Raw genomic sequence first — 22,430 nt, 5'->3', positions numbered from 1 at the left:
AAACATGCCTTCATTGTCTGTACGCGGGTCGATCCTGCTTGTGTGTGCCCTTGCCGTCACTGGCTGTGCCAGCCTGCAGAGCCAGGACCAGATTAACTACGCCCATTGCCGCCTGGTGGGCCAGGCTTCCAAGGCCGAGAAGTTCGATGTGGTGCTGCAAGAGGCCGACCTGTGCCTGTCGAAAAACCAACTGTCCAAGCCGATGCAGAGCCTGGTGTACTGGTTGCAGTCCGATGCCTACGCCAGCTTCAAGCGTTACCCGGAAGCCATCAGCGCCAAGGAAAAATCCATCGAGCTGGGGCCCAAACCCGATGCCCGTGCGGTGCTGGACCTGAGCCGTCTTTATCGTGAATCGGGCAACCCGCAAAAGGCCCTGGAACTGGTGCAGTCCAACCTCGACGCCAACCTGGGCGAGGCGGGCAAGGGCAGCGGCTTCAACATGCCGACCTACTACCACCTGGGCCAGACCCTCTACGACCTGGGCCAATACCGTGAGGCGGCCGAAGCCTACAGCGCCGGCCTGCAAAAGCAGCCGGACTACGCCTGGGCCTTCTACCACCGGGGTTTGGCCTACGAAAAACTGGGCCTGACCGACGATGCCCGCGCCGACTTTACCCAGTTCGCCAAGCGGGTGGACCAGAAGTACGTCGAACCGCAGCACCAGGCCAAGCTGGCCGAATACAAGATCAGCCTGCCTTGAGCAAAGCCTTGCCGGCGCAATGAAAAAGGCTCGCCGTATGGCGAGCCTTTTTGTTCAGCAACCTTGCCCGTCAGTCATCCGGATTGATCGCGAACTTCAGCTGATCGCCTTCCAGGTACACCACCGCCTCACGGCCATGGATATCCACAGGACGGGCTGAAATCGCCTCATGCTCCGGGACGATCTTGGACAGCACCTTGTACTGCACGTCGACCCGCCAGATACAGGCCCGCGGCCCTTCGTTATCGAAGTACATCACCGGGCGGGTTTCGCTCCAGGTGGGATTGACGATGCTCCAGCCGGCCTCGACGTCGTTGTGCTCGGTGACGTTCTCGGAGTAGGTGTTGTTGCTCTGCCGGTCGTAGTCCAGGGACAGGCTGTAGTTCTCCTGATTCAGATCCTGGCCGACCCGCGCCCGGGCATGACGCAGGGTGTTGGAGAGCGACTGGAACAGCTGCTGGCTGGCTTCGGGAGCACTGCGCGAGCCCAGGCGATAGCGCATGCCTTGCTGCAGTTCGCCGCCGCTGCGCTGGCGGTAGTAAAACACCCCGTCAACGATGCCGGCGAAGCGCAGGCCCTGATCGTTGGACCCCGGAGAGGCCCAGCCGACAAAGCCGATATCCCGGGCAATGGGATGCAGGCCGGGCTGGTCATCGGCATATTCGTAGAGGGTGCCGACATAGCCTTCCCGCCCCCTCTGGTACTGACCGACGAACAGCACCACATGCAGCACGCCATCCAGCACCTGGGCGTCGACGATCTGCTGATCGCCTTGCGCCGGAGCGGCGGTGAACTTGGCCAGGGTGAAACGCTGCCAGTCATCAGGGTCCTGCAGGCGGTACTGATGGGTGGGGTCCATTGGCAGCAGCTCGCCTTTGCCGGGAGCCGGAGGGATCGGCAACAGCGTGAGCATTTTCACCTGGGCCCGATAGGCCGACTCCAGGCAGTCGCTGTCGATGCAGGTGTCGCGCACTTCCCGCAGCCACTGGGTTTGCAACAAGCGAAACACCTGCAGGTGCTTGAGCTCCTTATAGCGGCGGTTCAACTCATCGTCCTTGGCGGACAGGGTCGGCGTATCGCAGACGGTTTTCTCCACCCGGGTAGAGGCCTTGGCGCAGTCGAAACCGGCGGCCTGCAACTGGGGCATGAATGCAGCCAGGGCCAGGCCCGTGGCGGCAAGCGACAGCAGAGGAAACTTCATCAAAACATCCTTGTAGGCAAACGAGCTTGGATCAGGGGGAGGGGAAGGTCTGCAGATAGGCCAGCAGATTATCGATTTTTTCTTCATCGCTCAGCCCCCAGAAAATCATCCGCGTACCGGGCACCACGGCTTTTGGATCTTCCAGGTACTGGATGAGCTTGTCCCGGCTCCAGACGATGCCCGACGACTTCATGGCGGTTGAATATTGATAGTCCGTGGCACTGCCTGCCGGCCGGTCGATGATGCCGTTGAGCTGCGGCCCGAACGAACTGCGCACCGAAGGCCCGATATTGTGGCAGCCGCTGCACAAGCGCTTGAACAGCTTGCCACCGGCTTCGGCATCGCCGGCCAGGGCCGGAGCGCTGAACAGCAGGGAGTTGAGCAACAGGGTCAGGATCGATAGGGAAATGGACTTCATGGGCGGCCTGTGTACAACGGGGATCGGCGGGTATTGGAGCATGAAGTGCGGTGCAGATGGATAGCCAAAACAGTTAGGTTCACACGTGGTTCCGTTCATCGTTATTTTTTGATGTGTATTGTTGTATGCATAATGTTGCGTATATTGAGGGTGCGCGTGCCGCAACACCGACTGATAATGAACTGACAAAGACGAACGAACTGAGTGATGAATCGAGGCAATAGAGCATGAGTGCACTCCTAGACCGAGCTGAGCAGGCAGTGTCCGCTACAGCGATGGTTCGAGGCTTTAGCGCGAAACTGAAGGAAGTTACGAGCGGTGAAGTCACTCATTTGGTGATTTTCAAGGATAACGAGCCAGCAGCTGTGCTGGTGGGTGTAGACGCCTACCAAGCTTTGCAGGACGAACTCGAAGATCTTCGCGCTGAGCGTTTGGCCATTGAGCGCCTGTCCACTTTGGACGAACAGAACACAGTGAGCCTTGAGGACATGGAGGCTCGCTTCAAGTAGGCAATAGTCAATGAACTGGAGCGTTCGGTTTCACCCTGATGTTGAGCAAGATCTTGCTCAGTTAGGTAGAGCTGAGGCAAAAAGAGTCCTTAAGGTGATCCGGGAGCGGATCGTTGAAGGCGAGCCAGACAAGATCGGCAAGCTCCTTCGCGGCGCTCTCGCCGGTCACCGCCGGATTCGGACAGGTGATGTTCGCATCGTCTATAGGATCCAAGGTTCTGAGATCGTGCTGGTCCTGTGCATTGGGGCCAGACGCGACGATGAAGTCTATGAGGCCGCTAATAGGCGAGTCTGACCCTTGAGCCCCGCTTCGGCGGGGTTTTTCATCCAACCTTCCATCACCTTGGCCCTTCGAGGGAGCTCTACTGGGTGCTTGCCACGTGGGCGCTCCTTGTCCTTCTGGTTGCGTGTCGATCAAGTTCGATGCAAATGACCTGCTCGAAATGGCTAGAGGCATAGGTCGTATGTTGACGACGAGCAAATCCCCAGTCTCGACGAACATGATGGGCATGCCAGGAAGCGAAAGCGTAGATGTGGACAATTTGTGGACGCTCTCACGACATGACGTGAGGCTTTTCGGAAGCACGAAAACAACAAAGCTCCTGCATTTCTGCAGGGGCTTTGTTTTGTATGGTGCCGGCACCAGGAGTCGAACCCGGGACCTACTGATTACAAGTCAGTTGCTCTACCAACTGAGCTATACCGGCGTGTTAGGGCGACGATTATAGCGATTGGCGGGGTTCTGTAAACCCCTGAAATCTGACTATTTTTGCGTGGGCCTATGCGGGCTCTATACCTAGCGTTCCCAGGCACTCTGGGGCTCAAGCGCGAGGAGGCTTTGAATCATCGGCGGATAGCCGATGATTCAGTGCAGACGGCCCCCACTCGGCCGATAGCCTGCTCAGCCGCTCATACCGCTTCAGACAATGGAAAGATCAGTCATGAAACCTGGAAATATTCCCTTGCTGGCGCTGCTGTCGTTGCTCGGCGCCTGTAGCGTCAAGCCGGTGGAGCCTTATTCGGAGCCGCCCCTGGGTGTGCCGACGGCGCAGTTGCGGGTGATCACCAATGGCGAGGTGCGTGAGGTCTATGCCGGTTGCCAGGGTGACAGCAAGCGCTTGGCCAAGGCCGGGCGCTTCGGCAGCGATCAACAGGCGAACATCAACTATCCGCAGTGTCCACTGCAGCCAAGGCAGATCGACATGCTGCCGCGTTTCGCGCCGAAGCTGCCGTCCTACGTGGGGGCAACCCTGCCGCTGGCGGTCCCGTCCAGGCCTCCAGCGGATCGGCGTTGCCCCGGTCAGTGAGTGTCCCTGGCCGGGGGTTAGCCGGCCAGGGAGCTTTTGCCTAGGCCTCCCAGCCCGCGTCACGTACTGCTTGCTGGACCAACGGATGCAGTTCGGCGCCTTGCTGCTCGGTCTGCCAGGCCAATAGTTCCTTGCGCATGGCCGGGGTCCAGAACATCTGCATGTGATTGCGCACGCTGAGCACCGCCTGCGCCTGATCCGGCTCGTTGGCAAAATACGCGGCGATCTGGTTGGCCATCTTGATCAGGTTGGCGGTACTCATCGACGCACCTCCGCCTTGCCGCCCCGGGACCGGCCGCGCTTGTCCAGCAGACTCTGCTGTTCTTCACTGAAGGCCTGGTAGCGCTTCTGCCATTCGGAAGGGTGGTAGACGCGGCTGACTTCCACCGCCGTGACCTTATACTCCGGACAGTTGGTGGCCCAGTCGGAGTTGTCGGTGGTGATCACGTTGGCCCCCGATTCGGGGAAGTGGAAGGTGGTGTAGACCACCCCCGGCGCTACCCGCTCGGTAACCCGGGCCCGCAGCACGGTCTGCCCGGCGCGGCTGCCGATGCCCACCCAGTTGCCTTCGTTGATGCCCCGGCTCTCGGCGTCGGTGGGGTGGATTTCCAGACGGTCCTCGGCGTGCCAGGCGACGTTGTCGGTGCGCCGGGTCTGGGCGCCGACGTTGTACTGGCTGAGGATGCGGCCGGTGGTCAGCAGCAGCGGGTAGCGGCCGTTGACCTTTTCGTCGGTGGGCACGTAGCCGGTGAGCATGAAACGGCCCTTGCCGCGCACGAACTCGTCGATGTGCATGGTTGGCGTACCGTCCGGCGCGGCGTCGTTGCACGGCCATTGCAGACTGCCGTGGCGGTCCAGGCTGGCGTAGCTGACACCGGTGAAGGTCGGGGTCAGGCGGGCGATCTCATCCATGATTTCCGAGGGATGGTTGTAGTGCATCGGGTAACCCAGGGCTGCGGCCAGGGCCAGGGTGCCTTCCCAGTCGGCCTTGCCGCCCAGGGGCTCCATGACCTTGCGCACCCGGGAGATGCGCCGTTCGGCGTTGGTGAAGGTGCCGTCTTTTTCCAGGAACGAGGAGCCCGGCAGGAACACGTGGGCGAACTTGGCGGTTTCGTTGAGGAAGATGTCCTGCACCACCACGCATTCCATGGCCGACAGGGCCGCGGTCACGTGCTGGGTGTTGGGGTCGCTCTGGGCGATGTCCTCGCCCTGGCAGTACAGGCCCTTGAAGCTGCCGCCCAGGGCCGCTTCGAACATGTTGGGAATGCGCAGCCCGGGGTCGGCTTGCAGGGTGACGTTCCAGGCCTGCTCGAACTCCTGGCGCACCGCCTGGTTGGAGATGTGCCGGTAGCCCGGCAGTTCGTGGGGGAAGGAGCCCATGTCGCAGGAACCCTGGACGTTGTTCTGCCCCCGCAGCGGGTTCACCCCGACCCCTTCGCGGCCGATGTTGCCGGTGGCCATGGCCAGGTTGGCGATGCCCATCACCGCGGTGCTGCCCTGGCTGTGTTCGGTGACGCCCAGGCCGTAGTAGATCGCCGCGTTGCCGCCGGTGGCGTACAAGCGCGCGGCGGCGCGGATATCGGCGGCGGGTACGCCACAGATCGCGCCGAGCACTTCCGGCGAGTTGTCGGCGCGGCTGACGAAGGCGCTCCATTGGGCGAAGGCTTGCGGCTCGCAGCGGCTGTCGACGAACGCCTGATTGACCAGGCCCTCGGTGACGATGACATGGGCCAGGGCATTGAGCATGGCCACGTTGGTGCCCGGGCGCAGGGCCAGGTGCAACTCGGCGCGGGCGTGCACCGCGTCCACCAGGTCAATGCGCCGTGGGTCGATGACGATCAGCTTGGCCCCTTCACGCAGGCGCCGTTTGAGCTGGGAGCCGAACACCGGGTGGGCGTCGCTGGGGTTGGCGCCCATGACCAGGATCACGTCGGCCTGCATCACCGAGTCGAAGCTCTGGGTCCCGGCGGACTCCCCCAGGGTCTGCTTGAGGCCGTAGCCGGTGGGCGAGTGGCAGACCCGGGCGCAGGTGTCGACGTTGTTGTTGCCAAAGGCCGCCCGCACCAGCTTCTGCACCAGGTAGGTTTCTTCGTTGGTGCAGCGGCTGGAGGTGATGCCGCCGATGGAGTCGCGGCCGTACTTGAACTGGATGCGCCGCAACTCGCTGGCGGCGTAGGTCACCGCCTCGTCCCAGCTGACTTCCTGCCACGGGTCGTTGATGTGCTTGCGGATCATCGGCTTGGTGATGCGATCCGGGTGAGTGGCGTAGCCCCAGGCGAAGCGGCCCTTGACGCAGGAATGGCCGTGGTTGGCCTGGCCGTTCTTGTCCGGAACCATGCGCACCAGTTGTTCGCCCTTCATCTCGGCGCGGAACGAGCAGCCCACCCCGCAGTAGGCGCAGGTGGTGATCACTGCCCGCTCCGGCTGGCCCATTTCCACCACGCTTTTTTCCATCAGGGTCGCCGTCGGGCAGGCCTGCACGCAGGCGCCGCAGGACACGCATTCGGAGTCCAGGAAGTTGTCGCCACCGGCCGCCGCGACCCGGGACTCGAAGCCGCGGCCGCTGATGGTCAGGGCGAAGGTGCCCTGGGTTTCCTCGCAGGCGCGCACGCAGCGGTTGCAGACGATGCACTTGCTGGGGTCGTAGTCGAAGTAGGGGTTGGAGCTGTCTTTCTGATCGTCCAGGTGGTTGGCGCCGTCATAGCCGTAGCGCACTTCCCGCAGGCCCACCTGGCCGGCCACTGTCTGCAGTTCGCAGTTGCCATTGGCCGAGCAGGTCAGGCAGTCCAGCGGGTGGTCGGAGATGTACAGCTCCATCACGTTGCGCCGCAGAGTCGCCAGCTTCGGCGTTTGCGTATGCACCACCATGCCTTCGCTGACCGGGGTGGTGCAGGAGGCCGGGTAGCCGCGCATGCCGTCGATCTCCACCAGGCACATGCGGCACGAGCCGAAGGCTTCCAGGCTGTCGGTGGCGCAGAGTTTGGGAATGGTGGTGCCCATCAGCGCCGCGGCGCGCATCACCGAGGTGCCCTGGGGCACGCTGATGCTGCGCCCGTCGATGTTCAGGCTGACCTGCACCTGGCTGTCGCGGGCCGGGGTGCCGAAGTCCACGGCATTGAGGTCGATGTCTGTGGCAGGGTCGAAAATACTGATCATTGGTCGGCCTCCGAGGGCTGCAGACCGAAGTCGGCGGGAAAGTGCTTCAGGGCGCTGGCCACCGGGTAGGAGGTCATCCCGCCCAGGGCGCACAGCGAACCGTATTGCAGGGTGTCGCACAGGTCTTTGAGGATCAGCACCTGCTCATCGCGGCGGCCTTGATCGGGGGCTGCCAGCAGGCGGTCGATGACCTCCACGCCGCGGGTCGAGCCAATGCGGCACGGGGTGCATTTGCCGCAGGATTCCTCGGCGCAGAATTGCAGGGCGAAGCGCGCCATGTGGGCCATGTCCAGGCTGTCATCGGCCACCACCACGCCGCCGTGGCCGAGCATCGCGCCCATGGCGGCGAAGGCTTCGTAATCCAGCGGTGTATCGAACTGCGCCGGTGGCACCCAGGCGCCCAGCGGGCCGCCGACTTGCGCAGCCTTCAGCGGCCGGCCACTGGCGGTACCGCCGCCGTAGCCTTCCACCAGCTCGCGCAGGGTCAGGCCGAAGGCCCGTTCCACCAGGCCGCCGTGACGCACGTTGCCCGCCAGTTGGAAGGGCATGGTGCCCAGGGAGCGACCCATGCCGTAGTCGCGATAGAACGCCGCGCCCTTTTCCAGGATCAGCGGCACCGAGGCCAGGGTCAGCACGTTGTGCACCAGGGTCGGCTGGCCGAACAGGCCTTGCAGCGCCGGGATCGGTGGCTTGGCGCGAACGATGCCGCGCTTGCCTTCCAGGGAGTCCAGCAGCGCGGTTTCCTCGCCGCAGATATAGGCCCCGGCGCCGACCCGTACCTCCATGTCGAACGCCTGGCCGCTACCGCCGGCATTGGCCCCGAGGTAACCGGCATCCCGGGCGATGTCCAGGGCCTCGCGCAGGGTTGCCACCGCCTGGGGATATTCCGAACGCACGTAGATGTAGCCGTAGCTGGCGCCGACTGCGATGCCGGCAATGGCCATGCCTTCGATCAGCAGGAACGGGTCGCCTTCCATCAGCATGCGGTCGGCGAAGGTGCCGGAGTCGCCTTCGTCGGCGTTGCACACCACGTACTTCTGCTGCTGCGGCGTGTCGCGCACGGTGCGCCATTTGATCCCGGCGGGGAAGGCCGCGCCGCCGCGGCCGCGCAGGCCGGAGTCGAGCACCGCGGTCACGGTCTGCTCACCGCCCAGGGCGATGGCACGGCTCAGGCCCTCGAAGCCGCCGTGGGCCCGATAGTCCGCCAGGGACAGCGGCCGGGTGATACCGGCGCGGGCGAACAGCAGGCGTTGCTGGCTCTTCAGGTAGGGCAGGTCTTCGACTCGGCCCAGGGCCAGGGGATGGCTGGTGGGGGCGTCTTGCAGGGCTTTCAGCAGCGAGGGCACGTCGGCGACGCTCACCGGGCCGAAGCCCAGGCGTCCGTCCGGGGTATCGACTTCCAGCAATGGTTCCAGCCAGTACAGGCCTCGGGAGCTGGTGCGTTGCAGTTGCAGCGGCAGTTGGTGCTGCTCGGCCTGGGCGGCGATGGCGTCGGCCACCGCGTCGGCGCCCACGGCCCGGGCCAGGGAATCACAGGGCAGATAGAGGCTCGGCATCACGCGTCCTCCCGGCAACTGTCCAGCAGCGCGTCCAGGTGTTCGGCGCTGACTCGGGCATGCAGTTGTCCATCCAGCTCCAGGGCCGGCGAGCAGGCACAGGCTCCCAGGCAGTACACCGGCCGCAGGCTGATGGAACCGTCGGCGCTGCTGCCGTGGTCGTCCAGTTGCAGGCGTGCGCGCAGTTGCGCCGCCAGTTGCTCGGCGCCGCGGCTCTGGCAGGACTCGGCACGGCACAGGCGCAGGATGTGCCGCGCCGGTGGCGCGGTACGAAAATCATGGTAGAAGCTGATCACCCCGCGCACTTCCGCCTGGCTCTGATTGAGCGCATGGGCGATGTCGGGGACGGCCAGATCGGGGATGTAGCCGAGCTCTTCCTGAATCTGATGGAGAATCGGCAACAGCGCACCCGGGGAGCCTTTGTGACGCTCCAGCAGGGTGTGGATCAACGGCAGATGCAGTGTTTCATCAGGCATACAGCAATTCCTCACGGTCACGGACGAACCTGGTGGTTGTCGGCTGTCCGAAAGTGTCGGCTGCGGCGCTGGTTGCCACGTCACGGTAGCGCGGCGTTTCAGGCCGTTGGCCATGCACCCTGAATGGGTATCTTGTTGTACCCGGTGCGGTCGTTGCCGCACCTGTTCAGGGCATAAAGGGCAGCTTGACACGCTGCCTCTGATTGAACCGCACGAAAGCGACCCGTTCGGTTCCGAATACGACCACCCATCGAGTCTAGAAGAGCCCGGGCAGGCCGTTGGAGCGAGCTGCGCACTATCGGATAAAACGCGGGGGGCGAGGCATGACGTCGGTCAGCTAGAAGGCGATTAGTCACGAGCGCGAAAGAAGGGGGGGCGAGCGAGCAAGCTCCCTCGCCACAGGGGTCTGTCAGGAGCGGGCGCGGCGCTGGGCGGCGTACTGCAAGGCCAGGCGGCCCATGAGCACCAGCAGGGTCAGGCCGATCAGCAGCACCGAGATCGCCGCCACGCTGGGGTCGACGTTGTCCCGCAGGCCGCTCCAGATCCGCCGCGGCAGGGTGTTGACGTCGACGCTGGTGATGAACAGGGTCACCGCCACCTCCTCCCAGGACAGGGCAAAGCTCAGCAGCGCGGTGGAGAAGATCCCCAGCTTGAGGTTGGGCAGCATCACCAGGAAGGTGGTCTGCATCAGGCTCGCTCCCAGGTTGCGCGAGGCCAGCTCGATGCGCCGGTCCACCTGGCTCAGGGCCACCAGCATGGTCACCACGCCGTAGGGCACCACCATCACCACGTGGGCGATCACCACCCCGGGCAGGGTGTCGTAGCCCCAGCCCGGGGCGATGCGCCCCAGGTTGGTTTCCATGAAATACAGCACCAGCGCGGAGATCACCGGCGGAATGGCCATGGGCAGCAGCACCAGACCGATCAGCAAGGTCGCCAGGCGCGAGCGCAGGTACCAGATGCCGAGGCTGAAGCTCACCGCCAGCACGGTGGCGATCAGGCTGGTGGCGCTGGCAATGGCCAGGCTCTGGCCGATGCTCGACAGCCAGTCGGGGTTGCTCAGCAGAGCCTCGTAGTGGCGCAGCGACCAGTTGCCGTCCGGCATCGACAGGTAGCGCTTGGCGGTGAACGACACCGGGATCACCGTCAGCAGCGGGAACAGCATGAAGGCCATGGCGATCACGGCGATCAAGCGGGTACTCAGGGCAGTGCGATGTGTATTCATAGTGACCTCAACCCACCAGTCGATTGACACGGGTGATGCGCAGCAGCAGCCAGATCAGCGCGCTGACCAGGGTCAGCAGCACCAGGCTCAGGGCCGCGCCCAGGCCCCAGTTGCTGGTCTGGAACATCTGCAGGAACACGTACTCGGCGATCATCACCGTCTGCCCGCCGCCCAGCAGCACCGGGGTGATGAAGAAGCCCAGGCAGAACACGAAGACCATGATGAAGGCCCCCAGCAGCCCTGGCAGAGTCTGGGGCAGCAGCACTTGCCAGAAGGTCCGCAGCGCGCCGGCCCCCAGTCCGCGGGAGGCCAGCAGCACCCGTTGATCCAGCTGGCGCATGCTCGACAGCAGCGGGAACAGCGCATAGGGGATCATGAAGTGCAGCATGCCGATCACCACCCCCAGCTCGTTGCGGGTCAGCTGCAACGGATGATCGATCCAGCCCAGGGACAGCAGGCTGTCGTTGACCACGCCATTGCTGCGTAGGGCGATCAGCCAGCCGAAGGCCCGCACCAGCACCGAGATCCAGAACGGGATGAACACGCAGATCTCCACCATGCGCTGCCAGAACGGCGGGCTGAACACCCAGCAATAGGCCAGCAGGTAGCCGATCACCAGGGCCAGAAGGCTCACGGTCAGGCACAGGCGCAAGGTGCGCAGGAGCATGTCGTGGATCGCCGGGTCCGTGGCAATGCGCTGGTATTGCTCGATCCCGGGCTCGGGCAGGGTGAAGCTCCAGCTCACCACGCCGAAGAACGGCAGCAGGTAGAACACCACCAGCAGCAACGGCAGGGGAAACAGCAGCAGGCTGCGTTCCAGGCGTGCGGTTCGGGTTGCACTCATGGTCGACGGCTCACTTGGACAGGTGGGTCAGGTACTGCTCCAGGGTGCTGGAGTAGTGGTCGGCGTACCACTGGGTGTTGAGGAAGATCTGCTTCTTCATGTTGGCTTCGGAGGCGCAGTTGATCTCCCGCTGTTCGGCGCTCATCAACTGCTGGGTGGCGGCGTTGGACGGGCCATTGCCCAGGGCTTCGAACAGCTTCAGCTGCCCGGCGGGCTGCAAGGCGTGCTGGATGAACTGCATGGCCGGCGCGGCGCCTGCCGGGTTGTCCTTGAGCACGCCCCAACTGCTGGCGTTGAGGAAGGCATGGTCGAAGCCCCACTGGATGCGGCCCTCGCTGTCCTCGTGGAGCAGGGTGGCGCGGGTGTGCCAGATGGCGCCCATGGAGGCTTCGCCTTCGATCATCAGCTGCTGGCTTTCGGCGCCCGAGCCCCAGAACGACAGGACGTGGGGCTTGAGCTCATCGATCTTGCGCAAGGCCCGAGGCACGTCCAGCGGGTACAGCTGGTCAGCGGCCACGCCGTCGGCCAGCAGCGCGGCTTCGAGCATGCCGTTCATCCACTTGTAGAGGGTGCGCTTGCCGGGGAATTGCTCCACGTTCCAGAAATCGGCCCAGTTCTTGGGGCCGTTGTTGCCGTATTTCTGGCTGTCCCAGGCGATCACGTAGCTGAACAGGTAGCCGGCGACGCCGTGTTCGTGGGACAGCTCCGGGGCCACCAGATCCCGTTGCACCACGCTGTAGTCCAGGGGCTGGAGGACCTTGTCGCGGCCCAGGGTCATGGCGCTGTAGCTGTCCACATCCACCACGTCCCAGCTCGGCCGGCCGCTGGCCAGCTGTGAGCGGATCGCCCCTTCGGTGGGGCCGGCGCCGTCGATGCGCACCGGGATGCCGGTGCTCTGGGTGAAGCTGTCGGTCCAGGCGCTGCGGAAGGCGTTGAGCGCATCGCCGCCCCAGTTGACCACCACCAGCGGTTTGTCCGCCGCCCAACTGATGCCACTGCGCAGCGCCAGGGGCACCGCGGCCAGCAGGCCCATGGCCTGGATAAAGGTGCGGCGGCTGACCTGCCCGCCGCGGGCTTTTTCGATGAGGATTTCGATGCAGTCGCGTTGATGGTGCTGGCTCATGGGGCAAGTCCTCGCGAGGCCGATGCGCCAGGCGCCGGCCGATAGTGTGATTGGCTTTCTACGCAAACGCTCGACAGCGAGCGTGGTCGGCTCAGGCTTCCAGCAGGAAGCTGTGGCGCACCGGCCAGCTCAGCCACACCGGGGTGCCGCTGGGCAAGCGGGCGCCGGGGTGATCGCCGGGCACCGAGAGGTTGACCGGTGCCAGTTCCGGGCTGATGTTCAGCGCCAGGTGGGTGCTGGAACCCTGGTAGACCCGCTCGCCAAGGCAGGCGGGCAGCACGTTGTGTTCGCCGGCTTGCGGGCGCTCGGTGTGCAGGGTCATGTGTTCCGGACGCACCGCCAGCAACTGCGGCTGGTTGCTGATGTCCCCGGTCGTGGTGGCGTGCAGCGGGCTGTCGCCAAAGCGACCGCTGGCCTGGCCGCCGTTGCGGGAAAGGCCCTGTAGCGGGAACAGGTTCATCTTGCCGAGGAACTCGGCGACGAAGCGGTTTTTCGGCCGGTCGTAGATGGTTTCCGGGGTGTCGATCTGTGCCAGCCGCCCCTGGTTGAAGATGGCGATGCGGGTCGACAGGGCCAGGGCTTCACCCTGGTCGTGGGTGACGAAGACGAAGCTGGTGCCGACCTGGCGGTGAATGCGCTGCAGCTCGGTCTGCAGTTGCTCGCGCAGGTTCTTGTCCAGGGCCGACAGCGGCTCGTCCAGCAGCAACATGTCCGGTTCGAACACCAGGGCCCGGGCAATGGCCACGCGCTGTTGCTGACCACCGGAAAGCTCGGATGGCTTCTTGTTCAGGTGAGCCCCCAGGCCCACCACCTCGAGGATGTGCTTGACCCGGCGCTGGCGCTCCTCGGCCTTCACCCCACGAATGCGCAGCGGGTAGGCGACGTTGTCGGCCACGCTCATGTGCGGGAACAGGGCGTAGCCCTGGAACACCATGCCGTAGTTGCGTTTTTCCGCCGGGCGCCGGCTGATGTCGACGCCACGCTCCAGCAGCTTGCCGGCGCTGGGGCTGAGAAAGCCCGCGAGGATCATCAACAGGGTGGTCTTGCCTGAGCCGGAGGGGCCCAGCAGGGTGAGGAATTCGCCTTGGCGAACGTCCAGATCGATGCCGTCCAGGGCAGTGAAGTTGCCGTAATACTGGCTGATTCCTTGGGCGCTGAGTTGAGTCGAGGGGCTGCTGGACACTACAGAGATCTCCCGGAAACCCACCTGCACGATTGAGTTTTTATTGTGTGTGCAGCAGGTGGTGAACTCATTATTGTGAAAAGCAACGCCACATCAATGGAATAATTTTTGCCTCATTGGTGAGTGAAATTTCCCATTCGACCCGGCCTTCACGGCTCGCTCAGCGGGTTGTCGCTGATGCTTTGGGCACTGACCAGCAGCTGGTTTTTCAGCCAGTCGCTGAACGCCTGGACCGCCGGCCGTTCGGCCTTGGCCGGATCGATCACCAGGAAATAACCGCGCAGGGCGCTGATGCTGATGTCGAACGGGCGCACCAGCAGCCCCCGGGCCAGGGCGTCGCCGCTGAGCAGGTTGTCGCCGATGGCCACGCCCTGGGCGGCGATGCAGGCGGACTGCGCGCAATGGGCGTCGGAGAAGGTGATGCCACGGTCGGGGTTGACCTGACTGGCACCGGCGGCCGCCAGCCAGACCCGCCAGTCGCTGCTGTCGCTCATGTGGATCAACGGAAAGTCCTTGAGGTCCAGCGGGCTCTTCAAACCGCCGATGGCGTTGATCAGGCGCGGACTGCACACCGGTGAAAAGCGCAGGGTGACGATCTGCTCCACCAGCAGCCCCGGCCAGTCGCCGATGCCATAGGCGATGAACAGGTCGGCCTCGGCGTCGCTGGTGTCGTCCTGGGCACGAGGGCTGACCACTTGCAGCTGCACCTGGGGGTATTGGCGCAGGAAGCCGTTGATGTGGTTGCACAGCCAGAAACTGGCAAAGCCCGGGTTGCAGCTGATGCGCAATTTGCCCGACACCGCCTGGCCGTCGAAGCGCCGTCCGGCGTCCTGGATGTCCGCGAGGATGCGCCGCACTTCCCGGGCGTAGCACTCGCCCTGGTAGGTCAGGCCGATGCCGCGCCCGACCCGTTCGGTGAGGGCAAAACCCAGGCTCTGTTCCAGGCTGATGATCTGGTGGCTGATGGCGCTGCGGGTCAGGCTCAGTTGCTGGGCGGCGGCGGTCACGCTACCGAGCCGGGCCACGGCGTCGAGGGCGCGCAGGGCAGTGATCGAGGGATAGCGCATGCAAACTCCGGGTCAAGGAAACCTGTCTTCGAAGGGGCCCGGCCGGTACCTGGGTGCTGCCCAGGCAGGACCCCGAGGAGGGGCCGGCCGCGTCGCAGTATGGGCCGCGACGGCGCCGAACTGGTCAATTTTCTTTGACATTGCTGGCGAAAAAATTCGATTGATGTCGCAGCCGCTTCACCAATACTGGACCTCGATCCGGGCCGCAACCGACCGGACCATCCCTATAACAACAAGAGGTCCTGCAGGTCTTGCACGGGTGCCGAGGCGTCCGGGCAGCGGCCGGCCGGAACCTGGATAACCAGGAGTGCCGCGCATGTCCCGCTACAAAGCATTCGCTCTCGATTGGGTTGAGCGCCACCGCCAGCAACTGTCGGACTGGCACCAGATCATCTGGCATTACGCCGAGCCGGCGTTCCGTGAATACAAGTCCTGTGCCTGGTATGTCGAACTGCTGGAGGCCGAGGGCTTCACCGTCGAGCGCGGCAGCGGCGGCATGCCCACGGCCTTCTGCGCCACCTTCACCCAGGGCCAGGGCCCGCTGCTGGCCACCTACGGCGAGTACGATGCGGTGCCCGGCAACTGCCAGGCGGCCACCACCCGCAAGCAGCCGCGCGATGGCCTGTCGCGCTTTGCGCCGGGGCACACCGACCCGCATTCGGCCCTGGGCATCAGCGCCCTCGGCGGGGCCCTGGCGGCCAAGGCGACCATGGTGGAATTCGGCCTGCAGGGCAGCATCAGGTTCTTCGGCGAGCCGGCGGAAAAACTCCGCGCCTCCAAGCCGGTCCACGCCGCCAAGGGCTATTACGACGACCTCGACGCGGCCATCAGCTTCCACCCCACCTACATGCTGCCGCTGAACAACACCACCACCTGGGACACGCACTGCGGCATTGCCTACGCCTACATCTACAGCTTCACCTGCGAGGACCCGCAGAACTGGATCGCCGCCGATCGTTACAGCCCGATTCCGCAGAATCATCTGGCGGCCCGAGCGCCGGGGGCCAACGATGCCCTGGTGCATTTCTACACCCTCAACGAAAGTCTGCGTCGCTCGACCCTGCCGTTCACCGGCCTGTGGAGCTACAACGAGGCGATTCTCACCGCCGGCCAGGCCACCGCTGACAACCTGCCGCCGCACCTGTCGCAGATCCAGTACCTGCTGCGTTGCGACTCCATCGAGCAGGCCGAAACCATCTCCCAGGTCATGGACAACAACGCTGCGGCGGCGGCCATGGCCACCGGTTGTCGCTGGAAAAAGACCTGGGTCTGCAAGTCCCGGGGCGGCCTGCCCAACCACGTCATGGCCCAGGCCACCTACGACAACCTGGCGGCAGTAGGGGCCCCGCAGTGGGACGAAGAGGCCCGGGAAATCGCTCGCGAGATCCAGCGCAACCTCGGCCTTGAAGCCATGGACAAGCCCTTCCTGCCGGCCACCGAAGCCTTGATCGAGCCCCAGGAATGCGAACGCCAGATGCGCCTGCAAATGCCGGCCTGGCAGAACTACCTGACCTCCGACGACTACCCGGAATACACCTGGCACTGCCCGACCGTGCGCCTGCTGGTGGCCCGGCCGATGCTCAGCGCGCCGCCGGGCACGGTCTATCCGGACTGGGTGTCCAACGCCCTGGGCGGCATTCGCCAGACCATCGACCCGATGATCGAGGTCGCCGCCAAGACCATCGCCGCGACCCTGGTCGACCTGCTGACCGACGAGGCGTTGCTCAGCGCGGCCAAGGCCGAGTTCGTCGAGCGTACCGGCGGCGGCATCGGCGGCAGCCGCTGGCAGGCGCCGCTGCTGCCTGAGGACTTCAAGGTGCCCCATGATTTCCGTTGGCCGGAGTACATCAGCACCGCCCGGGGCGAAGAGTGGTGGATTCCGGCGCGGGCCGACGAGTAGCGGCAGCCGCTATCAGGCCCTTGCCTGAGGTCGCTCCAAGGCACTTGGGCGAGGGGCGTTATGCCCGTTCGCTCAGGTGTTTATGCACAACGGATGGGTTGCCAGGGCCGGGAACTGTCGAATTTGTGGAGCCGTTCTCATCTTTATGCAACTGGCTGTTTTTTCGGGATTTTATTTTGTGAACAAAAAATGACCAGCCCGAGAAAGTCCTTCAGCGCCATGCAATCCAAGGCTTTACCAGAATTCCATCAACAGACTTATCCACAGGTCGCGACAGCCTGTCGCACGGCTCCACAGCCTGCTCATCGAACCTGCGACGCAGGCTCAGCCGAGCAGGCTGTGGTCATGCTGCCGGTGGGTGGCCAGGCTGCGACCTACTCGGCCTTTGTGGCCGGGATGGACAGTTCATGACGAAACAGGTTGTTGGGGTCGATGGCGGCTTTCAAGTTGGACAGTCTGTTGATGAGTTCGCTATTCCAGCCGTAGTACAAGTTCAACCAGTCGGGGTCTACCGCGCCGGTGGCGGTGTACTTCATGTCCACATCGGGGTAGTTGATGTAGCAGCCATCGTAGGCAGGGCGCTTTGGCTTGCCGCCGTGCACGGCCGTGAAGATGTTGCGAATCCAGGCGATTTGCACCGCGTCGTCGGCTGCGTGGGTCCAGTACGTCTGGTATTGGGCTTTAAGCAGTGAGTTTCGTTGAGGAACCGCGGTGGTGCCCATGCCCTTTTTATTGATCGCCCCGCCGTAGGAGTCGATCTGCACCAGCGACTGGCTGAAGCGTTTGTCTGGCGTAGCTTCGGTCAAGTGCGTCAGCAAAGCCTTGCAGGCCTGCTCGGAGAATTGTTCGACCTGATAGTCAGACTTGTATTTGCCCCGCTGATTGTTGCCCGAGCCGTTGATCATTTGAGTGACGTACAGCCAATCCATTGCCGTGTGTTCAGCCACCGCCCCTTTGAACTTCCTGCCGGCAAGCGGGTGCCTGAGCGGGGCAATGTTGGGGGCGATGAAGCCGTCATGCAGGGTTGGCATGATGCCCGCCGCGGCATTCATCTTGCTGATGAAGTCGTTGAGCGGGATATCGTTGGCGCCGCCGACCCGGCCATTAGGGCCGGTGTACTGGATCGCCAGCACCACATGGTCGGAGGTATCCACATGGTTGAGTTTCAGCAGGGTGAACAAGCCGCCGTTGCCTACGCCTTCCACCAGGCTGGTCGCGTTGGCGTCGTTATCCGAAAACCATTGCCAATAGGCCCTCAGGAAGTTCGAGAAGTTGGGAATCAGCTCTTTCCACGGGTAGGCCAGGGGAATCCAGTAGGCTTGTTGCGGGGCTTGGGGGAGTTGGTCGAAGTAGTAGCCGATGATGATGCCGAAGTTGCCACCGCCGGCCCCGCAACAGGCGGTGAACAATGCCTTGTCGTTGTTCGACGGGCTGTCCGCGCGAACATGTCGGAACTCCAGTTGCCGTGAGTTTTCCACAGGCACAAGCATGTCGACGCCGGTGACCCAGTCCACGGTCAAGCCCTGAAGGCGCGATAACAAACCGTAACCGCCGCCGCTGATGTGCCCGCCCAAACCGACCGAATAACATGAGCCGCCAGGAAGGGTGCGCCCGGCCTGCTTGTACAGCGACAGGTAGCCGTCCCAGTTCTGATTGCCGGTCAATGCCATGAAACGATACTTCTTGTTCTGGCTATCCCAGGGAGAAGTGATGGTTTGGCTCTCGTCGTACTTCAGGCCTTTCATTTCACCGATGTCGATAATCGCCAGGTTTTGTGTCTCGCCGCTCAACTTGTTGGAAACAAAACCCTCGTAGCAGTGGCCGCCACTGCGCACCGTAATGCGATAGCCATCATGCAGTGCTGTATTGGCTGCCGTCAGAACTTCATCAGGTGTTGTACACACATAAATTCGGTTCGCGCCCTGTTCGATACTGGGTGGCCAACGCAAGTTGAAACCCTTTTGCAGGGTTTCGTAGGTGTGTGCCTGAGGGTCGATGATGTTCATGGTTAACTCCCTGTCAGTGATGGTGAACTTGGTGACTTCCTGTCGAAACATGACCGCTTGAGTTGCGCCAGAGCTGTGGCTTGAGTGCGGCATATGCCCTGCACGCCTTAGAGACTAGTAGGCGTCCTGAGCTTGGTTTTTTTCTTTTGTGAAGTTGCGGACATCCCCCGGCTTGATCGGCGACTTTCAATGGGTTGTGGGTTTCCCATGGGGTGTCCGATGTCCGTTTTTCAAGGCCACTGGCCGCAGGGGGGCTGCACGACGAGCATCGGCTAGAGCCGGTGCAGGGGCAGGTTATGGGCGTTCTGCCAGCAGGAGCAGATTGCGGGGGGTCAAGGGGGCCTCGCAGAAGGTGCCGAGGCGCACGGCATAGCCCTGTTCTTGCAGGAACAGTCCGCGATCCAGGGCCAGCCACAATTCCAGCGGGCGGCGGAACAGGCCGCGCAGCAGTTCCAGATTGCGCACCTGGGCCAGGCGCTGCCAGCCGGCGGCTTCGAGCGCGACCCAATCCTGGCAATCAACTGTGGATAAGTCCTTGAGGGCGGCCAGGTCGCGGCAGTAGTCGGCGAAGGGTTTGTCCAGCCAGTGGCTGGGCAGCGAGGGTGTCGGCAGGTATTCGTCGAGGCCCCGCACTTGCCGTTGCAGCAGGTCGAAGGCCAGGCGCCGGGCCATGGAGCGGTCGCGCTGGCGCCGGACCCGGGCGCCGGCGGTGACGGTTTCGCTCATGGGCAGGGCCAGGTCTTCCAGGGACAGTTCCAGGCGCGAGGCCTGGGCCGCTGTGGATAAGCCCCGGTAGTGGCTGGCGCGGGTGCGGTTGTAGCAGCACGGGGCAATGGCCAGCTGTGGACAACCCTGCTGGCTGGCCAGCTGGATCAAGCGCACATGCAGATCGCCGCACGCATGCAGGGCCACCGGACTGTGCTCGGCGCAGAGGTGCTGGGCTGTGTCATCGGCCAGCACGTCCTGTTGCACATGGCGGGCGGGCAAACCGTGGTGCCGGCTCAGTTGCTCGCCACTGTCGATCAGCGCCGGGTCGTATTCCAGGCAGGTCAGTTGCTGCCCGGGTTGCAGCAGGCGCCTGCCGAGGTGGCCCTTGCCGGAGCACCAGTCGAGCCAGTGAGTCGGAGCGCGGTCGAATTGCAGGCAGGCGGCGAAGGCTTCGATCTGCTGCCATTTGCGCCCGGGCACGTCGACATTGAGGCGCGGGTGAGGCGCGGGCAGTGCCTTTATGGGGAGTTCGCCCAGCGCGCCGAGTGCTCGGGCCTGCTCCGCCAGTGGGGCAAAGGGCGCCGGTGCCTGGAGTTGCTGCGGCTGGTTGTGGGCGGCTTCGGCGTCTTCCAGGGAGCGTTGGCGTAGCCACTGGGCCAGTTCGGGATGAGCGGTTTCCCACGGCAGTTGCAGATGGTGGAACGGGCGCGGGCGCCAGAGCGCCTGGTGTTCAAGCAGGAAGCCGTCCAGGGCCTGGAAGCGATCGAGCAGCGCGGGGCCTTGGAGGATCGAGGGCATGGGCGGTGGGTCCGGGCAGGCCCGCTCCCTGGTGGGAGCGGGGGAAGATCAGCGTCCCTGGCAGGCGTCGACTCGCAGCCAGCGTTCCAGCAGCTTGAAGCCGCGTACCAGGACGTAGGCCATCACCAGGTAGAACAGCCCGGCGGCGAAGAAGATCTCCACCGGCAGGTAGGTGCGGGCAATGATGGTGCGTGCCATGCCGGTCAGTTCCAGCAGGGTTACGGTGCTGGCCAGGGCACTGGCCTTGAGCATCAGGATCACTTCGTTGCTGTAGGCCGGTAGGCCGATGCGCGCAGCGCGCGGCAGGATGATGTAGAACAGCGCCTTGGGTCGGGACATGCCCAGGGCCCGCGCGGCCTCGATTTCACCCGGCGGGATGGCCTGGATCGCACCGCGCAGGATCTCGGCAATGTAGGCCGCAGTGTGCAGGGTCATGGTCACAGTGGCGCACCAGAACGGATCGCGCAGATAAGGCCACAGTGCGCTTTCACGTACCGCATCGAACTGCGCCAGCCCGTAGTACACCAGGAACAGCTGCACCAGCAGCGGTGTGCCGCGGAAGAAGAAAATGTAGGCGTAGGGCAGGGCGCGCACGTACCACAGCCGTGATGAGCGGGCGATGCCCAGGGGGATCGCCAGCAGCAGGCCGGCGATGACCGCGATGGCCACCAGCTCCATGGTCAGGGTTGCACCCTGAGCCAGCTTTGGCAGCCATTTGATGATCACTTCCCAGTTCATTGGGCGCTCCTTGCGAAGCCGCGAGCGGCGCGTTTTTCCAGGAAGTGCATGCCGGTCATGGCCAGCACGGTCAGGCCCAGGTACATGAAGGCGGCGACCATATAGAAGGTGAACGGCTGCTTGGAAACGGTCACGGCAATCTGCGAGTGACGCATGATTTCTTCCAGGCCGATCACCGACACCAGGGCGGTGTCCTTCATCAAGATCATGAACAGGTTGCCCAGGCCCGGCAGGGCGATGCGCCACATCTGCGGCATGATCAGCCGGGTGAAGATCCGCCATTTCGACAGGCCCAGGGCCATGCCGGCCTCGCGGTGGCCCTTGGGAATGGCCAGGATCGCGCCGCGGAACACTTCAGTGGCGTAGGCGCCGAAGCACAGGCCAAGGGCGATCACCCCGGCGGCGAAGGCATTGAGTTCAAGGTCGGGGTTGCCGAAGAACTCGCCCAGGGCACGCATCAGGTTGACCGTACCGAAGTAGATGAGCAGGACCCAGAGCAGCTCGGGAACGCCGCGCACCAGGGTCGAATAAGCGCCGCCAAGCCATTGCAACGGCTTGTACGGAGAAGTCTTGGCCAAGGCGCCGAGCAGACCGAGCACCAGTCCCAGGCACAATGCCGAGAGGGCCAGCTTGACGGTCATCAGCGCACCGGCGGCGAGCGCCGGGCCGAATCCGTAGAGATCGATATTCATGGGGTCTGGATGGCTTTGCTAAGGACCGGCGCCCAGGGGGCAGGCGCCGGTCAGGCAAGTCAGTATCAATAGATGCTGAACGGGAAGTACTTGTCGTTGATCTTCTTGTAAGTGCCGTCGGCCACGATTTCTTTCAGGGCGGCGTTCAGCTTCTCGCGCAGTGGATCTTTCTTGCGTACGGCAATCCCGATCTTGTCGCTTTCTTCAACCGGGTCGCCCTTGAACTCGTAAGGCTTGCCGGCTTCGCTTTTCAGCCACTCGTAGTTGACGTACTTGTCGGCCAGGATCGCGTCCAGGCGGCCGGACGTCAGGTCCAGGTAGGCGTTTTCCTGGGTGTCGTAGAGCTTGATGGTGATGTCGTCACCCAGGTTGTCTTCCAGCCAGGTGCCGGCCAGGGTCGCCCGTTGCGCGCCGATGATCTTGCCCTTGAGCGAGGCCTTGTCGGTCTTGAAGTCGGTCTTGGCCTTGGGCGCGATGAACTGCAGCTTGTTGGAGTAGTACGGGTCGGTGAAGTCCACCGCCTGCTTGCGCTCGTCGGTGATCGACAGCGAGGAGATCAGGAAGTCGAACTTCTTCGCGTTCAGGGCCGGAATGATGCCGTCCCAGTCGGAAGTGACCACGGTGCATTCGACTTTCATCTTGGCGCACAGGGCGTCGCCGATGTCCTTGTCGAAGCCGACCACTTGGCCGCTGGCATCCTTGTTGTTGAACGGTGGGTAGGCGGCCTCGATGCCCATTTTCAGGGTCTCGGCGGCAGCGCTGGCGCTGAAAGCCAGAGTGACGGCAGCGGCCAGGAGGATCTTCTTATAGCTCTGCATGCGTG

21 protein-coding genes and 1 tRNA gene are annotated in these 22,430 nt (G+C 63.8%); 5 read left to right on the top strand and 17 right to left on the bottom strand.

All coding sequences use genetic code 11. The features are described 5' to 3' along the window. Nucleotides 1-4: 4 nt before the first annotated feature. Nucleotides 5-700, top strand: a complete 696-nt coding sequence (locus PQT43_RS16045) for a tetratricopeptide repeat protein (protein ID WP_267269235.1) — start codon at nt 5-7, stop codon at nt 698-700. Between the two features lie 70 nt (nt 701-770). Here the strand turns inward: PQT43_RS16045 and PQT43_RS16040 are convergent, their stop codons facing one another. Beyond that, complete coding sequence (locus PQT43_RS16040; protein WP_272754286.1) at nt 771-1,901, bottom strand: lysozyme inhibitor LprI family protein; 1,131 nt, start codon at nt 1,899-1,901, stop codon at nt 771-773. A gap of 31 nt (nt 1,902-1,932) precedes the next feature. Next, the gene (locus PQT43_RS16035; protein WP_253084365.1) at nt 1,933-2,319 is read right to left on the bottom strand and encodes a c-type cytochrome; all 387 of its coding nucleotides are present in this window, start codon (nt 2,317-2,319) and stop codon (nt 1,933-1,935) included. A 275-nt stretch (nt 2,320-2,594) separates the two neighbouring features. Between PQT43_RS16035 and PQT43_RS16030 the strand changes: the two genes are divergently transcribed. Continuing rightward, on the top strand, nt 2,595-2,828 hold the full coding sequence (locus PQT43_RS16030; protein ID WP_221178206.1) for a type II toxin-antitoxin system Phd/YefM family antitoxin: 234 nt from the start codon (nt 2,595-2,597) through the stop codon (nt 2,826-2,828). A 10-nt stretch (nt 2,829-2,838) separates the two neighbouring features. Next, nucleotides 2,839-3,123, top strand: coding sequence for a type II toxin-antitoxin system RelE family toxin (locus PQT43_RS16025; protein WP_047301036.1), 285 nt, complete (start codon nt 2,839-2,841; stop codon nt 3,121-3,123). Between the two features lie 336 nt (nt 3,124-3,459). Here PQT43_RS16025 and PQT43_RS16020 read toward each other — a convergent pair. Further along, nucleotides 3,460-3,535 (bottom strand) — tRNA-Thr (locus tag PQT43_RS16020). Between the two features lie 234 nt (nt 3,536-3,769). On the opposite strand from PQT43_RS16020, the gene PQT43_RS16015 reads away from it, so the two are divergent. Beyond that, entirely contained in the window at nt 3,770-4,135 is a 366-nt protein-coding gene (locus PQT43_RS16015; RefSeq protein ID WP_272754285.1) for a hypothetical protein, read from the top strand. A gap of 40 nt (nt 4,136-4,175) precedes the next feature. Here PQT43_RS16015 and PQT43_RS16010 read toward each other — a convergent pair whose 3' ends face one another. From PQT43_RS16010 to PQT43_RS15970, 9 genes are all read right to left on the bottom strand, one after another. Then, nucleotides 4,176-4,397: a formate dehydrogenase subunit delta gene (locus tag PQT43_RS16010; RefSeq protein WP_102862704.1), complete on the bottom strand. Its 222-nt coding sequence runs from the start codon at nt 4,395-4,397 to the stop codon at nt 4,176-4,178. Further along, entirely contained in the window at nt 4,394-7,291 is a 2,898-nt protein-coding gene (gene fdhF, locus PQT43_RS16005; RefSeq protein WP_272754284.1) for a formate dehydrogenase subunit alpha, read from the bottom strand. Before fdhF ends, PQT43_RS16010 begins: the two co-directional genes overlap by 4 nt. Continuing rightward, nucleotides 7,288-8,847, bottom strand: a complete 1,560-nt coding sequence (locus PQT43_RS16000; protein WP_253084314.1) for an NADH-ubiquinone oxidoreductase-F iron-sulfur binding region domain-containing protein — start codon at nt 8,845-8,847, stop codon at nt 7,288-7,290. Before PQT43_RS16000 ends, fdhF begins: the two co-directional genes overlap by 4 nt. Continuing rightward, the gene (locus PQT43_RS15995) at nt 8,847-9,323 is read right to left on the bottom strand and encodes a formate dehydrogenase subunit gamma (RefSeq protein ID WP_110651103.1); all 477 of its coding nucleotides are present in this window, start codon (nt 9,321-9,323) and stop codon (nt 8,847-8,849) included. Before PQT43_RS15995 ends, PQT43_RS16000 begins: the two co-directional genes overlap by 1 nt. 409 nt (nt 9,324-9,732) lie before the next feature. After that, complete coding sequence (locus PQT43_RS15990; RefSeq protein ID WP_253084313.1) at nt 9,733-10,548, bottom strand: ABC transporter permease; 816 nt, start codon at nt 10,546-10,548, stop codon at nt 9,733-9,735. A 7-nt stretch (nt 10,549-10,555) separates the two neighbouring features. Continuing rightward, a complete protein-coding gene (locus PQT43_RS15985) occupies nt 10,556-11,392 on the bottom strand; it encodes an ABC transporter permease (RefSeq protein ID WP_102882151.1) in 837 nt (278 codons plus the stop codon). A 10-nt stretch (nt 11,393-11,402) separates the two neighbouring features. Then, a complete protein-coding gene (locus tag PQT43_RS15980) occupies nt 11,403-12,515 on the bottom strand; it encodes an ABC transporter substrate-binding protein (protein WP_123391710.1) in 1,113 nt (370 codons plus the stop codon). Nucleotides 12,516-12,606: 91 nt separating this feature from the next. Beyond that, nucleotides 12,607-13,698: an ABC transporter ATP-binding protein gene (locus PQT43_RS15975; protein ID WP_267269238.1), complete on the bottom strand. Its 1,092-nt coding sequence runs from the start codon at nt 13,696-13,698 to the stop codon at nt 12,607-12,609. A 149-nt stretch (nt 13,699-13,847) separates the two neighbouring features. Continuing rightward, on the bottom strand, nt 13,848-14,765 hold the full coding sequence (locus tag PQT43_RS15970; RefSeq protein ID WP_110651095.1) for a LysR substrate-binding domain-containing protein: 918 nt from the start codon (nt 14,763-14,765) through the stop codon (nt 13,848-13,850). A 316-nt stretch (nt 14,766-15,081) separates the two neighbouring features. Here PQT43_RS15970 and PQT43_RS15965 point away from each other — a divergent pair, with 316 nt between their 5' ends. Then, complete coding sequence (locus PQT43_RS15965) at nt 15,082-16,665, top strand: peptidase M20 (protein WP_102862712.1); 1,584 nt, start codon at nt 15,082-15,084, stop codon at nt 16,663-16,665. A 374-nt stretch (nt 16,666-17,039) separates the two neighbouring features. Here the strand turns inward: PQT43_RS15965 and PQT43_RS15960 are convergent, their stop codons facing one another. The 5 genes from PQT43_RS15960 to PQT43_RS15940 all read right to left on the bottom strand — a co-directional run bounded on the left by PQT43_RS15960 (nt 17,040) and on the right by PQT43_RS15940 (nt 22,425). Then, the gene (locus tag PQT43_RS15960) at nt 17,040-18,671 is read right to left on the bottom strand and encodes a BBE domain-containing protein (protein ID WP_267269239.1); all 1,632 of its coding nucleotides are present in this window, start codon (nt 18,669-18,671) and stop codon (nt 17,040-17,042) included. Between the two features lie 294 nt (nt 18,672-18,965). Further along, nucleotides 18,966-20,177 (bottom strand): methyltransferase, encoded by a 1,212-nt coding sequence (locus tag PQT43_RS15955; RefSeq protein ID WP_267269240.1) that lies wholly within the window; start codon nt 20,175-20,177, stop codon nt 18,966-18,968. 48 nt (nt 20,178-20,225) lie between these two features. Continuing rightward, the gene (locus tag PQT43_RS15950; RefSeq protein ID WP_267269241.1) at nt 20,226-20,915 is read right to left on the bottom strand and encodes an ABC transporter permease; all 690 of its coding nucleotides are present in this window, start codon (nt 20,913-20,915) and stop codon (nt 20,226-20,228) included. Continuing rightward, entirely contained in the window at nt 20,912-21,607 is a 696-nt protein-coding gene (locus tag PQT43_RS15945) for an ABC transporter permease (RefSeq protein WP_016963587.1), read from the bottom strand. Before PQT43_RS15945 ends, PQT43_RS15950 begins: the two co-directional genes overlap by 4 nt. 65 nt (nt 21,608-21,672) lie before the next feature. Beyond that, nucleotides 21,673-22,425 carry an ABC transporter substrate-binding protein gene (locus tag PQT43_RS15940; RefSeq protein WP_102882144.1) on the bottom strand — a complete coding sequence of 251 codons (753 nt, stop codon included), beginning with the start codon at nt 22,423-22,425 and terminating at the stop codon, nt 21,673-21,675. Nucleotides 22,426-22,430: the final 5 nt, after the last annotated feature.

The organism is Pseudomonas sp. BLCC-B112 (assembly GCF_028550695.1).
Lineage (GTDB): Bacteria > Pseudomonadota > Gammaproteobacteria > Pseudomonadales > Pseudomonadaceae > Aquipseudomonas > Aquipseudomonas danubii.
The sequence above is the reverse complement of the archived record's forward strand: the minus strand, read 5'-3'. Positions and strand labels throughout refer to the sequence as shown.